We start from the raw sequence: 14,748 nt of genomic DNA, 5'->3' as shown, positions 1-14,748 counted from the left end.
CCTGAAGATCGGCGAGATGGCGTTCCACCAACCGCCGATCGAATTGAGCCAGCCCCCAATCGGCTGGATCGGGCCGTCGCAGTCGCCCGGCACGGTCCATGACTCCGGTCCTGTGACGGGCGGCAAGACTCGCCGCACCTGCATGCTTCCTCCGGTGATCTGCGTGATGGGCGGCGGCGGATGACCACATCCAGCAGGCGGATCACCGGGCGACGTCGTTTGTCATGGACGTCGTGGACGACACCTCACGCGCTACAGGTAACGAGGACCTGCGAAACGCGGGTGCGGGAGGTTCTGGCGGCCGGGCCGCTGGTCATCCTGCCGGACCATCATCCTGCGGCTCTGCGCGCGCCGTCGGCCGGAGTGTTCGCCCGTGGCTTCGGCGGCCGTTTCGGACAGGTTGATCTGAGCCAGCAGTCCGTCGAGTGACAGTTCCAGAGCCCCGGCGACGGCGACGACCGTGAAGAAGGCCGGTGTGGGGATACGGCCCCTCTCGATCTTCCGCAGCGTCTCGGGGGAGATCCCGGCCCGGAGTGCCACGTCGGTGATGCTGCGTGAACCCCTGGCCTCGCGCAGCAGGTCACCCAGCCGTTCCCCGCGCAGGCGGTCGGCGATCGACAACGGTTCGCGTACCATGGGCCCAATACTAATACCGGTATAGTTATCGGAATCCAGAAGGAGGCAGGAGTTGATCGAGCTCAAGACCGCCGGCGAGATCGAGGTGATGCGTGCGGCCGGCCGGGTCGTCGCGGCGGTACACACGCAGGTCCGCTCGCACGCGACCGCCGGGGTGTCTCTGCGCGAGCTCGACGAGCTGGCCCGCCAGATCATGCACGAGGCCGGGGCCGGATCGTCCTTTCTCGGCTACCACCCGGCGTTCGGTGCCACTCCCTACCCTGGCGTGATCTGCACCTCGGTGAACGAGGTGATGCTGCACGGTCTGCCCACCGGCTACCGGCTCCGTGACGGCGACCTGCTGAGCATCGACTGCGGCGCCCACATCGACGGCTGGCATGCCGACGCCGCTGTCAGCTTCTGCGTCGGCCGGGCCCGCCAGGGCGACGGCGACCTGATCGCGACGGCCGAGCGCATGCTGGCCGCCGGAATCACGCAGGCCGTGCCGGGCGCGCGGCTGGGCGATATCGGCCAGGCCATGTCCCGCATCGGCCGCGCGGCCGGTTACGGCATGCAGAACGACTTCGCCGGCCACGGCATCGGGCGGGCCATGCACGAGGACCCGTGGGTACCCAACGAGGGCCGTCAGGGGCGCGGCCTGAGGCTCCGCCCCGGCATGGTCATCGCCATCGAGCCCAGCCTGATGGCCGGAGGCGGGGACGACTACGCGATGGCCGAGGACGGCTGGTCCCTGTGCAGCGGAGACGGCAGCCGCACGGTCCACGTCGAGCACTCAGTGGCCGTCACCGACGACGGACCGGTCATCCTGACCCTTCCCTGACGCCCGATGAGAGAGGGCCGGAGTTACCGGTCGAGAGCGGGTTCGAGGTCAGGGCCGGGCCGGGCCGGGCCGCGTGCTGAAGGGACCTTCGCCTCTGGGGAGTGGCGTCGCCGGGGCATGGGATGGAGACGTGGGGGTGATCTCGATGTTGGTCCGGGAGATGATGACGGCGCCGGTGGTGACCGTGCCGCGGACGTGGAGCGTCAAACAGGCCATCCACCTGCTCTACGAGCAGGACATCACGGCCGCCCCGGTGGTCGACGAGAAGGGCCGGATGGTCGGGATCGTCAGCGAGATGGACCTTCTGCGCGGCGAGTTCGAAACGGACCCCGGCTCCTACCTGCGTCCCGAAGCACTGCCCGGCTCGCAGCCGTCCGTGGGGGTCGAGGAGGTCATGACGTCCAACGTGAGGACCGTTCAGGAACAGGCCGATGTGCTGGACGTCGTGGATCTGATGATCACGATGGGAGTGAAGAGCGTTCCGGTCCTACGCGACGGAGACGTCGTCGGAATGGCCAGCCGACGTGACCTGATGGGGATCCTGGCTCACGGAGACGAGAGGATCCGTGATGACGTTCTGGCGGCGCTGCGTGATTCCCTCGAGACGACGTCGTGGCAGGTGACCGTACGCGACGGGCTGGTCGAGCTGCACGGCGCTGACGTGGATGACAGGTCGGCCCGGATCGCCGAGATCATCGCACGTACGGTGCCGGGCGTGGCCGGTGTCGTGCTCGCTTCGTCAGGCGCGTCCGGGGACATCGGGGCTTCCCTGAAAGGTGGTTCACCGAGGCCGTGAAGCCTCGGATCCTTCCGGCACCGGACGTCCGTCCCTGTCGGGCGGTCACGGCATCGCAGACAAGGAAAGGGACACCACATCCACGTGACGGGAGGTTCAGCCATGGAGGCCACGCAATGGAGCATCCACATCTATGTCACCGAGGAAGATGACGAAACGTCTGCTCGCGCGGTCCTCACTACCAGGGACGACACTCACGTGGCCGGGGTCGGCCGCGCACGTCGTAACCCGACCGATCCTTCTGTGCCCGAGGTCGGCAACGAGCTGGCGGTCGCCCGAGCGCTGGCCGATCTGACGGGCAAGTTGTTCGCCGTCGGTTCGGACGACATCGCCCGATGCGCCAGGCAGAGCTGAGCACGGCAGACCCCGAAACGGCTCTCGTTCCCGCGCGGGGGCTCCGCGTCGCCCGGCCGGCCCGATGCGGCCAACCGGTTACGGCGATGCGGATGTCCGCTTCTCGCGAGGCCCGTCGTTCATGTCATGGCCGGCCCGCCCGCAGGAAGGACAGCAGGCGGTCGAGCGGCCACGTGTTGATCACCTGGTCGGCGGTGAGCCAGCCGCGCTGCGCGGTGCCCACGCCGTACCGCATGGTGGCCAGGTGCGGCACGGCGTGCGCGTCGCTGTCGACGGAGAAGAGGACGCCCTTTCCCGAAGCCCGCCTGACCAGGTCGGCGGGGAGATCGAGCCGCTCGGGGAAGGCATTGATCTCCAGCGCGGTGCCGGTGCGGGCGCAGGCGGTGAACACCGCGTCCCAGTCGGCGTCCACCGGCTCCCGCCTGCCGATCACGCGGGCCGTCGGATGGCCGATGATCTTGACGTGGGAGTTCTCGCAGGCCCGCAGCAACCGCCGGGTCGTCTCCTCGCGCGACTGCGTGAAATACGAGTGCAAGGAGGCCACGCACAGGTCGAATCCGGCCAGGAACTCCGGCGGCCAGTCGACCTTCCCTTCCGGGTCGATGTTGAGCTCGGTGCCGTGCAGCAGCCGCATCCCGCCGAAGGCGCCGTCCAGCCCTCGCACCTGTTCGCGCTGGGCCAGGGCCTTCTCGTCGGTCATCCGTTGCATGTACAGCGCGGGGGCGTGATCGGTGATCGCGAGATAGGAGTAGCCCCGCTCCGCCGCGGCGGCGGCCATCTCCTCCAGCGACGCCAGCCCGTCGGTCAGGTTCGTGTGCGTGTGCAGGTCGCCGCGGAGATCCGTCTCCGTCACGATCCGCGGGAGCTCACCGCGCAGCGCCGCCTCGATCTCGCCGCTGTCCTCGCGCAGCGTCGGCGGGATCCACGGCAGCCCGAGCATGCCGTAAACCTCCGCCTCGCCGGTGGACGCGATCTTCTCCCCGGTCGTCACGTCGAACAGGCCGTACTCGGACAGCTTGAGCTTCTTGTGGACGGCGATCTCCCGCGTCCGGATGTTGTGTGCCCGCGAGCCGGTGAAGTACTGCAGGGCCGCGCCCCAGGAGTCGGCCGGCACGACCCGCAGGTCCACCTGGAGGCCGGCGACGGTGCGGACCGAGGTCTTGGTGTCTCCGTGCGCGATCACCTCGCCGGTCGTGGGGAGCAGGGTGAACGCCTCCATGAGCGCCGCCGGCTCGCATGATGTGGCGAGAACGTCGATGTCACCGATGGTGTCCTTCATCCGGCGCAGCGACCCCGCGTACACGCATCGCTCGCATCCCGGAACCTGGCGCAGTGACGCGATGATCTCCTCCGCGACGCTCATCCCGATGCCGAGATCCACCCGCTCGCCTGCTTTGTGCATCACTTCGATGCCGTGCAGGAGGTTCTCCTCGGTCTTGGGGCCGAATCCGTGCAGTCCGTGCAGCAGGCCCGCTCCGATCGCCGCCTCCAGGGACTCGATCGAGTCGATGCCCAGTTCGTGGTAGAGCGTCACGGCCTTCTTCGGACCGAGCGAGGGGATCAGCGTGAGCATGCGGACGCCCGCCGGGATCTTGGTGCGCAGCTCCTCGAGCTGGTGGATCGCGCCGGTGTGCAGGAACTCGTCGATCTTCGCCGCGATCGAGGTGCCCACGTTGGGGATCCGGCGCAGCTCACCGGCGTCCATGTTCGAGATGTCGCGGGCGTAGCCGCCGACCGATCGCGCCGCCTTCTCGTACACCCTCACCCTGAAGGCGTCGCCGCCCGTGATCGCGATCAGATCCGCGTACTCCTGCAGCAGATCCGCGACCTGGTCATTCGAGCGCTCCACGGCTGCCACTCCCGCCGGGGTTCGGCTGACTTTCCTCCAGCATCGACTGCCCGGATTATCGGCAGATAGGGCTGAAGGTCCTGTATGGGATGCGACCCGGAGCTGTCAGGAGGTCGAAATATCGGGAAATATCCGGAACACACAAGAGCTTTACCGGCGCGATACGCCAGAAGGCCACGGGGTGTGCTGGCCTTTCGGTGAGAAGCTGCCTCACTCACGAACCGGGCAGTCAGCGTGGAAAGGCGTTCGAACGGCCCGGCGGGGAACGCGGTGCTGCGGCGGTCCACGCCAGAGCGAGAGTGCGCCCCGGGGCAGGCGTGCGACCGGCCCATCCGGCGGCGAGCCTGATTCCGCCGCGCTGGGACGGAAGGGACGGAGCCATGAAAGCGATGGTCGGGGATCGACTGGTGCTTGAGAGCACCAGATCGGACAGACCGAATCACGTCGGCGTCATCGTCGCTCTGCGTCACCCCGACGGCTCGCCCCCGTATGTCGTTCGCTGGCTCGACGAGGAGCGTGAGGTCCTGGTGTTTCCGGGGCGGGACGCCCGTATCGAGCATCGGCGAACCGACTCGACCGACTCGGCGCCGGGCTGAGGGGCGCGGCCGGACCCTGCGTCTTCCGTGAGTCGTCCGACACGATCTGTGGCGGTCCATTCTGTGGCGGTCCATGAGGTGCCCCGGTCATGACGTCCCGCACCTTCTCGCGTGCGATCGACTCCTTCCCGTTTCAGCCGAGCCGCCGCCGTATGGCCTCGGCCGTCTCATGGATCGCCGCCCGGACGGACGGGGTGACAGGGGCGTCGAGGCCGAAGTCGCCGCCCTCGATCCCGAAGACGAGCAACTCGTCCGGGAGCCGGTCGAGAGCCTCTCCGAACGCGATCGCGTCCGCCAGGCCGAGGGCATGGGAGCTGCGCCGCCGGGCGGGGGCCCGGGGCCGGACGCTTCGGTGAACGGTTCCCGGTGCCGCGGTCGCGGGCTCCGCCGCCTCCGCGGCACGCTGGGCGAGCGCCTGGCCGATCCGGCCGATCATCCCGCTACAGGGTCATGGTGATCTCGTCCGCGTGCTGAGCGATCTTGTGCCTGGTGCGAGACCGGTTCGGCGGGTACGGCGAGCCAAGCCTGGGCCGGAGGGGAGAGGGCTCCTGACAACAGATGCCGACCTGCCTCGGCCTACGCGCCGCCGATCTTGGCGAAGAGTTGGGATCGGCATGAGCGTGACGGCCGATCCGAGGCGGTACGAGAGGGGTGCCGAGTGTGCCGGTCTATGTCACGCGGCGAATCGAGCGGACAGACGAGCGGGCGAAAGGCCCTGGCGACGGCACGTCGCACACGGACCGGGCCCGGAGCCTTGGGAGGCCTCAGCGATGGAGATGCCCGTAGTCAACGAGTGTCAGGTCGAGTCCTGCGCGTACAACAGGAATGGCGCGTGCCACGCGCTCGCCATCACCGTCGGTGATGTTCACCACGCACACTGCGACACATTCCTCAGCGGTCCCTCCAAGGGAGGCGATCCATCCGTCACCGCCCGCGTCGGCGCGTGCAAGATGTCTGACTGCCGGCACAACGTCCAGTTCGAATGCCAGGCCCCCGGCATCGTCGTCGGATATTCGCACGACGACGCCGAATGCCTCACGTACGCGCCCGCGTAGCCGGAACCGGACGGCGGGAACTCGACCGGCCCGTGAATCGGCGGTCCGGTGGGAGCGATCGCCGTTACCGCTGAGCGGAACCCGGGTGATCACGAGGCTCGGCGGCCAGGGCGCGGCGGACCCGTGCGCCGTCGGATCGCTCCATCTCGTCGAGGGCCAGTTCCACAACGGCCAGCGCCTCCTCGAGGCGGGGCAGGAGGAGGTCGCGCAGCGCCCGGATCCGCCGGCCGGTCATCGCCTCCTCCTCCGTGACGATCCGCGCGGCCTCCGCGGCCACCGCGTGCTCGACCCCGGCGCGCAGGGCGGCGAGGCAGGCCGCCCCGGCCGGGACGAGCGCCGCCGTGACCATGGGCGGCGGTGACGCGACCGGCGAGGGCGGGAGGAAGGCGGACCTCCCCGGATAGCTGGTCCCCATGGCGTCGATCCACTCCACCCGCACCTCGGCGAGGGGGCCCCCACCGGCGAGCCGGATCGCTCGACGGCCGCCCAGCAGCGAGACGCGCAGCAGCCAGGTGTCGGCCTCCCGGCACGCCGCTTCCCATTCCTCGCCGGTACGCGCCGCGAGTCGCGTGAGGCGGTCCCGCTCGCGCCGCAGGATGCGCCGCTTGCGGTCGAGGACGGCCAGCCCGCGCCGTAGGGCGGCGAGGCGGTGCCGGAGCCACAGACGGCCGGCCCGTCCGGGCGGAACCTTGAGCGTCACGTCTCCTCCCGGTATCCCGCGTCGAGCGCCGCCGGTGACAACATGGAGAGCTCCCGCCGGGGCAGCACGGAGACGACCTGCCAGGCCCGCGCGAAGGTCTCGTCGAGGGAACGCGCCTCGTCCCGCCGCTGGGCCAGGAGCCGCCGCGTGAACGCGTCCGCCATGGCGAGATAGCGGCGGTCGGCGTCGCCGAGCGCGCCCTCCCCGACGATCTCGGCGAGCTCCGCCGCCTGGCGGGCACGGGCCAGCGCGGCGAGAATCTGGGCGGCGAGATCCATGTGCTCGGGCCGGGTCCTACCGGGCCCCACCCCCGCCCGCATCATGCGCGACAGCGAGGAGAGCGGGTCGATGTGCGGATAGACGGGGACGTCCCGGGTCAGCAGGATCTGGCCCTCCGTGATGTATCCGGTGAGGTCGGGCACCGGATGCGTGATGTCCCCCGCGGGCATGGTGAGCACCGGCAGTACGGTCACCGAGCCGGGCAGGCCCGGCACCCGCCCGCACCGCTCGTACAGGGAGGCGAGGTCGCTGTACAGATAGCCCGGGTACGCGCGCCGCGCCGGGATCTCACCGCGCGCGGAGGACACCTCCCGCAGGGCCTCGCAGTAGCTCGTCATGTCGGCCAGCACCACGAGGACGTGCCGTCCCAGAACGAAGGCGAGGTGCTCGGCGACGGTCAGGGCGAGCCGCGGGGTGAGCACCCGCTCGATCACCGGGTCGTCGGCGAGGTTGAGGAACAGTGTCAGCTCCCCGGCCGCCGAACGCTCCTCCAGAGTGTCCCGTACGGTCGCCGCGTCGGCGTGGGTCAGCCCGATGGCGGCGAAGACCACGCTGAACGGCGTTCCGCCGGTGTTGGCCTGGGCGGCGATCTGCGCGGCGAGCTCCAGATGGGGGAGGCCGCCGGAGGAGAACACGGCGATCTTCTGCCCGCGGACCAGTGTGGTGAGGGCGTCTATGGCGGACATACCGGTGAGCACGGGCTCGGACGGGGGTTCGCGCCGGGTCGGATTGAGCGGGAAGCCGGTCACCGCGGCGTCGGCCGTGCCGAAGACGGGAGGCCCGCCGTCCAGCGGCCGGCCGCGCCCGTCGCACACCCTGCCCTGCCAGCCCGCGCCGACCGGGATCCGGAGCGGGCACCCGGCGAAGGTCACGCGGGTGCCCTCGGCCCGCAGCCCCGCGGTCCCTTCGAAGACCTGGACGACGGCCAGGTCGCGGTCGGTCTCCAGGACCAGGCCGTGCCTGCGCTGCCCCGTCTCCAGCTCGATCGACGCGTACTCGTCCCAGCCGACGCCGCGCACGCCCCGGACCACGATCAGCGGGCCGCGCAGCTCCGCCACGTCGGTGTACTCCACCGGAGCCCAGGACGTCACCGCGCCTCCTCCAGCTCGCCCAGTACGGCGTCACGCCGCGTGGGGATCTCCTCCTCGGGCGCGTCCTTCGCGCGCAGCACGGGGGAGAAGTCGCGGTCCTCGATCGAGGCCACCGGCACCCCGCGCTCGGCCAGGGCCCGGCAACGGTCGACGACCGCGAGAAGTGCGTCGGCGAGCGCGGCGGTGCGCTCGGGCCGGCAGTAGGCGTCGGCGGGACTGAGCGCGCTCTGCTGCAGGAAGCCCTCGCGGACCAGTCGCCCGCCGAGCAGGGCGACGCGTTCGTGCGGTGGGAGTGTCCCGGTCCCGACCAGCTCGGCCAGCGTGGTCAGCCGGTCCGCCTCGGCCAGCAGCGCCGCCATCCGCGCCCGTCGCGCCGCGCCCTCCGGGGTCCCGGTCATCAGGGCGTCGGCGTCACGGGCGAAGGAGCCGCTCCAGGACACCGCGGGATAGTGGCGCGCGTAGGCGAGGTCGCGGTCGAGCGTCCACTGGGACCGTACGAACCGCTGGGTGAGCGTGGTGACCGGTTCCGTCATGTCGCCTCCGGGCGGCGAGACGGCACCGATGATCGTCACCGAGCCGGTGTCGCCGCCGAGCGTGGTGACGCGGCCCGCCCTCTCGTAGAAGGCCGCCAGCGCGGAGGCGAGATCGGCGGGGTACCCCTCCTCGGCGGGCAGCGCTCCGCCACGGGAGCCGAGCTCGCGCCGGGCCTCCGCCCACCGGGACGTCGAGTCCGCGATGACCACCGCGTCGTAGCCCATGTCCCGGAAGTGCTCGGCGACCGTGACCCCGGTGTAGACGCTGGACTCCCGGGCCATCATCGGCATGTTGGAGGTGTTGGCGATCACCACGGTCCGGTCCGCGAGCCGCCCTCCGGTCCGCGGGTCGGACAGCCGGCCCAGCTCGGCGACGACGTCGGCCATCTCGTTGCCGCGTTCCCCGCAGCCGATGTACACCACCACGTCCGCGTCGCACCATTTCGCGATCTGCTGGAGGAGCACGGTCTTGCCGGTGCCGAACCCCCCGGGAACGGCCACCGTTCCCCCGAGGGAGACGGGCAGGAGCAGGTCGATCACCCGCTGGCCGGTCGTGAGGGGGACCACCTCGTCGAGACGCGCGGAGTACGGCAGCGGCTGCCGTACCGGCCGCTCACTTTTCAGGGTGACCTCGACGCCGCCGACGACCGCGACCGATGTCCGGGCCGGGCAGGGGCCCGCCCGCCGGATCGCGGAGACTTCGCCGCCCGGTGACAGCACCAGGTAGGGGGGTGACTCGCCGCTCTCGACGCTGCCGATGGCCGTGCCTCTCCCCGTCATGGCGCGCTGCTCGACCAGCGGGGTGAACCGCCAGGAACGGTCGGCGCCCGCCGGCCGCGGCGCGGCCGGGTCCAGCCACAGGCCCGCGCCGCTGAGGGGGCGGAGCAGGCCGTCGAACACCCCGCCGAGCAGGTGCGGTCCGAGCAGGGCCGACAGGGGAGCCCCCCGGCGCTCGGCGGGATGGCCGGGAGCCAGCCCGCCGGTGTACTCGTAGGCTTGGACGGTGGCCCGGTCGCCGCGCAGGGAGACGACCTCGCCGGGCAGCCGGTGGGGCCCCAGATCGACCAGCTCGAACATCGCCGCTCCGGCGAGACCGTCGACCTCGACCAGCGGCCCGTTGACCCTCGTCACCGTGCCCACAGCCGTTCCGCCTCCGCTCCGAGCGCGTCGACGGCTCGACTCGCGAGCGCGCCGAGCGAGCAGTCCACGCGGCGGCCCCGCCCCACGCCCACGACGCCCCCGTCGGGATGCTCGCGCACGATCAGGTCGTCACCGCCCGACTCGCGAGCCAGCTCGCGAAGGCGCTCGACCAGGCGGGGATAGCAGGGGTCGTCCCGGAGCGCCAGGACCGCCGCCACCACACGCCTGCGCAACTCCAGCACGACCTCCCGCCGGGCGGCCAACTCGAGGTCGCGGGCGTGCCGCCTGGCCCGGACCCGTACGGTGTCCGCCCGAGCCCGGGCCTCCGACGTCCCGGCCTCCCGGGCCTCGTCGATCATGTCCTGCGCCGCCCTCCGGGCGGCGGCCAACGTCTGCGCGGCGTCGTGCTCGGCCGCTGCGAGTATCGCGTCCGCGTCGAGCCGTGCCCGCCGTAGCAGGGCCCCGGACACGGGCGCCAGCGCGTCCCGGACCCCGGTCACGCCGGCATCACCACCCGCAGCGGCCCCCCGCTCGTGTCGCCGAGCGAGGTGGCCGCCGCGGGTGTGAGGATCACCACGGCCACCTCGGGCCCCAGGTCCCGCCACACCGTACGGACCTCGTCGGCGTTCTCGGCGGGCAGGACGAGCGCCCCGGCCAGGCCGTATCCGGCCACGCGGACGGCCTCTCCGATGATCGCGATGGTCGCCATGGCCGGTCACGCCCGCCCGATGAGAATGATGCCGATGACCAGCCCGTAGATCGCGATGCCCTCGGCCAGGCCGACGATGACGATGGCCCGGCCGAACAGCTCCGGCCGTTCGCTCATCGCGGCCAGGGCCGCGGCTCCCGTGTAGGCCACGGCGATGCCGGCGCCGATCGCCGAGCCGGCGACCGCGATCGCCGCGCCGAGCAGCGCTGTTCCGCTGGATGCCGTCGCCGGGGCGGTGGCCGCGGCACCCTGCGCGCCGCCGGTGGTGAGCGCCCAGACGAGAAGCGTGAGCGCGGCGAGCGCGATGGCGGCGTTCACGGCGTGCAGGCCTCGTCTGATCCAGACGGACATGGCATCGCCTCCCTGGATGTCGGCGGAGGACGCCAGGGGCGGAACGGGCGCCCCTCGACCTGGAAGAGCCGGGAGAACAGCTCGTAGTACTCCAGGCGCAGGGCCTGGATGGCGACCACGAGCCCCTCGATCGTGAGGGCGAGCGTGTTGCCCACGACGAAGACCGCCGCGGCCCCGACGGGGTGGCCGGGCCACAGAGCGGTGGTTCCGGTCCAGACGATCGACCCGATGGCCGCGTGGGTGAGCCCGAAGGCGGCGAGCCGGGCGAACGACGCCAGGTTCGCGCCCAGCCGTACGACCACGTCGAAGATCCGCATGGCGGCCTGGGCGGTCCCGCCGGCGCCGCCGCCCGCCTCGGCCAGGAAACCGGCGAACGCCAGCGTGAGACCCACGGCGGCGAGCAGTCCGCCGGCCACCACGAGATCGTCCAGCCCGGAGTACCAACCGGCGAACGCCAGCCCGAACCCGATGAAAACCGCCGCTCCCGCGATCCCGGCGGAGGAATAGAGCGCGACCCGCACACCGCCTTCGCGCCACCGGTTCACGATGCCGAGCAGGTACGCGGCGCCGAGCAGCAGCGTGCCCGCGCCGATGGCGGCGAGCAGCAGCGGGACCGGATGGGAGAGCGGTTCCAGCCAGAGCACCGGGACGACACCCGTCGGCCCGAAGAACTCGCCGTAGAGCAGGCCGAAGAGCATGCTCGTCAGGCCCGCTCCGGCGGCGAACGGCCAGGCCCGGCGGAACCGGCCCAGCCATCGTGGACGGCCGAAGTACAGCCCCGCCGCGGCGCAGAGCACCAGCATCCCGTGCCCGACGTCGCCGAACATCATGCCGAACATCAGGACGTACGCGCTCGCCGCGAGCGGTGTGGGATCGATGTCGGAGTACGGCACCGTCCCGTACGTGGCGACGAGCGGGGACAGGGAGCCACGCACTCCCCGCGACCGGAGCAGCGACGGCGCTTCGACCCCCTTCGGCCGGGTGATCGGGACGGCGGCACCGCCCGCGGGGGCCAGCCGCTTCGCCAGTTCGGGGACCGCATCGGCAGGCATCCAGCCGGCGAGCGCCGCGACACCGTCGCGGACGACGGCCGCCTTCGCCACGGTCCGCGGCGACGCGTCCGGCGGTGTGGCGAGTTCCACCGCTCCCGCGTCCGCCACCTCGGCGAGCACCTCGCTCAAGGAGTCCACGGGGGCCGCGATCGCGACCCGCTCCATGCGTACCGGACGCAGGGCGTCGCGCCAGCTCATGATCGCCGCCCCGCTCGCGAACCCCGCCGCGCGGACAGGTCAGACGAGGGCATCGCGATCACCACCTCGTGCGGCGAGTTCGAGCGCGGCGCGGACCCTCCGGGCGTCCGCGGCGAGCACGGCGACCGCTCCCAGGACGGGCGTCATGGAGAATCCCGCACCGGCCAGGAGATCGCGGCCGTCCTCCGCCAACCTCGTCCACCAGCGCTCCTCGCCCTCCCACAGCCGCCCGGGATCGTCGATGTCGCGCAGCGCCCAGCGGGCGGGGGGAGCGAGCCGCTCGGCCATCTCCGGGAGCGATGCCGCCTCGACGGCCCTGGCGCCGAGCAGGGCCTGGCAGCGCTCCCGGACCCCGACCGGCAGGTCACGGGCCTCGGCATGCCGCTCGCGGGCGGCCAGCAGCGCCGTCGCACCCAGGACCCACGCGCCGGCGGCGGGTACCGTGTCGGCGACACGCCCGGCCCAGGCGACGCGCATGCCGAGCTGGATATCCCGGCGTCCCGCGCCGCCCGGGTCCCCCCACGCGGAGGCGGCCAGCGTCGCCCGGAGCTCGGCGAGCGAGGCGCACCGCCGCAGGCGCGGCCATGCCGTACCCGCCGAGCCGAGGGCGAACTCGGGATCGGCGGGCACACCGGACAGGCGGCACATGAGCTCGTCCACGTTGGCGATCTCGAACCACCGGACCACGACGCGGATCGCCTGCCCGCCCTCGCGGGGAAGCCAGCCGGCGAGCACGCGCAGATGCCACAGGAGCGTGGCGAGCACCGCCCACTGTGCCTCGGGCAGGCTCTGGCCACGCCGTACGTCGTGCCCGTAGGAGGTGCCGGTCAGCAGGGCGACCGCCTCGTCGGCGGAGCCGCAGGCGGCGATCCGGCGGGCGGCGGCGCGGCCGGCTCTCCTACGTGCCAGGGCTCTGGCCCGTGTCGAACCGGCGACCCAGGCGGCGGTCATGACGGATCACCGGCCAGCCCCCTGACCTGGGCGACGATCCGCGCCACCTCGCCCGGCATCCGGACCTCGGCCCGCGCGCGAACATCGTCGGCGGCGCGCTCGGCGGCGCGGAGGACCGCCCGCTCCTCCTCGTCGGCCTCCCGCCGCGCGGTGGCGGCGGCCTGCGCCCTCTCGGCCTCCGCGGTGTGCCGCGCCGCCGAGGCGACGGCGATGGCCTGGACCCGGGCCCGCTCCCGTATTTCCCCGGCGCGGTGCTCGGCCGTGGCGCGCATGTCCGCGCAGGCGGCCCGTACGTCGGCGAGGGCGGAGAAGACCACGTCGAGCTCGGTGCTCTGGTCCGCGGCGTAGTCGGCGGGCACCCCGGCCGCCGCCGCGGCACCCGGCACGCCGGCGGGGCGGAACCGCTGGAGGAAATCGCTCAACCGGGCCATGGTCACCTCCGCCGACGCCGGGCGCTTGTATGAGCTGTCAGTTGAGGTGATGCCCCTGTACACGCTGATATCGCCGACGCGGGGGCTTAAATATGTCCGAAATCCGGATATACCCCCAGAACGGGCGGGGGCGACAGGGCGGCGTCTGCGGGGGTGGTGCGTCGCCGACGAAAGCGATCACGCTCGCTTGCGCCGCCGCGAGCGTCGCCGTTCCCTCGATGAGGGGGATACCCTCCGCTCCGATGACGGCCAGGATGCTCCGGGCGGCGGCGTTCGGGTCGAGCCGGCGGAATTCCCCCGACTCCATGCCCCGGGTGAGGATGCGGACGACCGCCGTCCGCGCACGCCCGCCGCCTCGGCGACCTCGATGATCTCGGGCCCGGAGAGAGCGGTGGTGGACGAGCCCCTCGGTTCTCCGATTGGCTCCGGAGCGAGCAGGCGCACGCGCCGGAGCGGACGGGCAGGCAGGCAGGGGAAAGCTCATGCCACGAGGTACTCGGGCAGCCGCTTGCCGATCTCCACGAGAACCTCGGTGTTGAGCTGGTAGGCGAGCGCGGTCTCGGCGATGACCCTCTTCGCCTGCACCTCGTCCAGGTTCAATGAGTTGAGCCGGTTCCGGTAGTCGACCTTGAACTCCTTCAGGTCGGGGATGTCGGGGAAGAGGTAGAACGCGACGCCCGCTGATGTCTCGAAGTTGTACGCGCGCTCCACGAGCTTGCGGATCACCTGGCCCCCGGAGAGGTCGCCGAGGTAACGCGTGTAGTGGTGGGCGATGAAGCCGCCGGGCCAGTCGGCGATCTGGTTGATTCGGGCGACATAGGTCAACGTGGGCTTGGACGGGGTGATCGCGTCACGCCAGTTCGTCCCGTACAGCTCCTCCAGGTCGACTTCCAGCGAGGGGACACGCTCGAGTTCCCTGCTGACGAACGGGCCGGCGACCGGGTCGTCGGCGAGGGCGCGTCCCGCCTCCTCAAGGGCCACGTAGGCGTAGTAGTGCTGGGCGACCATGTCGGCGTAGCCCTCCCGGGACACGCGTCCACCCATGAGCGCGTCGAGGTAGGCGGTGCGTTCCGCCTCCTCGTGGTCGTTCCAGGTCGCGTTCTTGAGTTGGTCGGCGAACGTCTCGGTCACGGTCATGCCCGAACTCCTCTTGCACCGGAATGTCGTTTCGCGACACAGTGTCAGAAAGAGTGCGGTCGGTCAACGT

18 protein-coding genes are annotated in these 14,748 nt (G+C 71.7%); 5 read left to right on the top strand and 13 right to left on the bottom strand.

Translation table 11 applies throughout. The annotated features are described in order from the left end of the window. Positions 1 to 252: 252 nt before the first annotated feature. Complete coding sequence (locus IMZ11_RS46075) at positions 253 to 636, bottom strand: helix-turn-helix transcriptional regulator (protein ID WP_308066751.1); 384 nt, start codon at positions 634 to 636, stop codon at positions 253 to 255. Between the two features lie 52 nt (positions 637 to 688). Between IMZ11_RS46075 and map the strand changes: the two genes are divergently transcribed. The 3 genes from map (at position 689) to IMZ11_RS04110 (ending at position 2,606) form a co-directional block, all read left to right on the top strand. Next, positions 689 to 1,456, top strand: a complete 768-nt coding sequence (map, locus tag IMZ11_RS04120) for a type I methionyl aminopeptidase (RefSeq protein WP_228637607.1) — start codon at positions 689 to 691, stop codon at positions 1,454 to 1,456. A gap of 145 nt (positions 1,457 to 1,601) precedes the next feature. Beyond that, a complete protein-coding gene (locus IMZ11_RS04115; protein ID WP_228637818.1) occupies positions 1,602 to 2,252 on the top strand; it encodes a CBS domain-containing protein in 651 nt (216 codons plus the stop codon). Positions 2,253 to 2,354: 102 nt separating this feature from the next. Then, on the top strand, positions 2,355 to 2,606 hold the full coding sequence (locus IMZ11_RS04110) for a DUF1876 domain-containing protein (RefSeq protein ID WP_228637605.1): 252 nt from the start codon (positions 2,355 to 2,357) through the stop codon (positions 2,604 to 2,606). Between the two features lie 124 nt (positions 2,607 to 2,730). Here IMZ11_RS04110 and polX read toward each other — a convergent pair whose 3' ends face one another. Further along, positions 2,731 to 4,455, bottom strand: a complete 1,725-nt coding sequence (gene polX / locus IMZ11_RS04105; RefSeq protein WP_228637603.1) for a DNA polymerase/3'-5' exonuclease PolX — start codon at positions 4,453 to 4,455, stop codon at positions 2,731 to 2,733. A gap of 380 nt (positions 4,456 to 4,835) precedes the next feature. Here polX and IMZ11_RS04100 point away from each other — a divergent pair, with 380 nt between their 5' ends. After that, on the top strand, positions 4,836 to 5,051 hold the full coding sequence (locus IMZ11_RS04100; protein ID WP_228637601.1) for a DUF1918 domain-containing protein: 216 nt from the start codon (positions 4,836 to 4,838) through the stop codon (positions 5,049 to 5,051). A 133-nt stretch (positions 5,052 to 5,184) separates the two neighbouring features. On the opposite strand, the gene IMZ11_RS04095 is transcribed toward IMZ11_RS04100, so the two are convergent. After that, a complete protein-coding gene (locus tag IMZ11_RS04095; protein ID WP_228637599.1) occupies positions 5,185 to 5,487 on the bottom strand; it encodes a hypothetical protein in 303 nt (100 codons plus the stop codon). 334 nt (positions 5,488 to 5,821) lie between these two features. On the opposite strand from IMZ11_RS04095, the gene IMZ11_RS04090 reads away from it, so the two are divergent. After that, a complete protein-coding gene (locus IMZ11_RS04090) occupies positions 5,822 to 6,106 on the top strand; it encodes a DUF1540 domain-containing protein (protein WP_228637597.1) in 285 nt (94 codons plus the stop codon). A gap of 64 nt (positions 6,107 to 6,170) precedes the next feature. Here the strand turns inward: IMZ11_RS04090 and IMZ11_RS04085 are convergent, their stop codons facing one another. The 10 genes from IMZ11_RS04085 to IMZ11_RS04040 form a co-directional block, all read right to left on the bottom strand. Further along, complete coding sequence (locus tag IMZ11_RS04085; protein WP_228637596.1) at positions 6,171 to 6,806, bottom strand: V-type ATP synthase subunit D; 636 nt, start codon at positions 6,804 to 6,806, stop codon at positions 6,171 to 6,173. After that, positions 6,803 to 8,176: a V-type ATP synthase subunit B gene (locus IMZ11_RS04080; protein ID WP_228637595.1), complete on the bottom strand. Its 1,374-nt coding sequence runs from the start codon at positions 8,174 to 8,176 to the stop codon at positions 6,803 to 6,805. The genes IMZ11_RS04085 and IMZ11_RS04080 overlap by 4 nt, the downstream gene beginning before the upstream one ends. Beyond that, complete coding sequence (locus IMZ11_RS04075; RefSeq protein WP_228637594.1) at positions 8,173 to 9,849, bottom strand: V-type ATP synthase subunit A; 1,677 nt, start codon at positions 9,847 to 9,849, stop codon at positions 8,173 to 8,175. Before IMZ11_RS04075 ends, IMZ11_RS04080 begins: the two co-directional genes overlap by 4 nt. Beyond that, positions 9,837 to 10,349 (bottom strand): V-type ATP synthase subunit E family protein, encoded by a 513-nt coding sequence (locus tag IMZ11_RS04070; RefSeq protein ID WP_228637593.1) that lies wholly within the window; start codon positions 10,347 to 10,349, stop codon positions 9,837 to 9,839. Before IMZ11_RS04070 ends, IMZ11_RS04075 begins: the two co-directional genes overlap by 13 nt. Then, positions 10,346 to 10,558 (bottom strand): hypothetical protein, encoded by a 213-nt coding sequence (locus IMZ11_RS04065; protein ID WP_228637591.1) that lies wholly within the window; start codon positions 10,556 to 10,558, stop codon positions 10,346 to 10,348. The genes IMZ11_RS04070 and IMZ11_RS04065 overlap by 4 nt, the downstream gene beginning before the upstream one ends. A 6-nt stretch (positions 10,559 to 10,564) precedes the next feature. Then, positions 10,565 to 10,909, bottom strand: a complete 345-nt coding sequence (locus IMZ11_RS04060) for an ATP synthase subunit C (RefSeq protein ID WP_228637589.1) — start codon at positions 10,907 to 10,909, stop codon at positions 10,565 to 10,567. Beyond that, positions 10,873 to 12,159: a V-type ATPase 116kDa subunit family protein gene (locus tag IMZ11_RS04055; RefSeq protein WP_228637587.1), complete on the bottom strand. Its 1,287-nt coding sequence runs from the start codon at positions 12,157 to 12,159 to the stop codon at positions 10,873 to 10,875. The genes IMZ11_RS04060 and IMZ11_RS04055 overlap by 37 nt, the downstream gene beginning before the upstream one ends. A 39-nt stretch (positions 12,160 to 12,198) precedes the next feature. Further along, positions 12,199 to 13,110: a hypothetical protein gene (locus IMZ11_RS04050; protein WP_228637586.1), complete on the bottom strand. Its 912-nt coding sequence runs from the start codon at positions 13,108 to 13,110 to the stop codon at positions 12,199 to 12,201. Then, positions 13,107 to 13,532, bottom strand: a complete 426-nt coding sequence (locus tag IMZ11_RS04045; protein WP_228637584.1) for a hypothetical protein — start codon at positions 13,530 to 13,532, stop codon at positions 13,107 to 13,109. The genes IMZ11_RS04050 and IMZ11_RS04045 overlap by 4 nt, the downstream gene beginning before the upstream one ends. Positions 13,533 to 14,021: 489 nt before the next feature. Further along, entirely contained in the window at positions 14,022 to 14,678 is a 657-nt protein-coding gene (locus tag IMZ11_RS04040) for a heme oxygenase (biliverdin-producing) (protein ID WP_228637582.1), read from the bottom strand. Positions 14,679 to 14,748: the final 70 nt, after the last annotated feature.

This window comes from Microtetraspora sp. AC03309, assembly GCF_020826795.1.
Lineage (GTDB): Bacteria > Actinomycetota > Actinomycetes > Streptosporangiales > Streptosporangiaceae > Microtetraspora > Microtetraspora glauca.
This window is presented reverse-complemented; position numbering and strand designations above follow the sequence as displayed.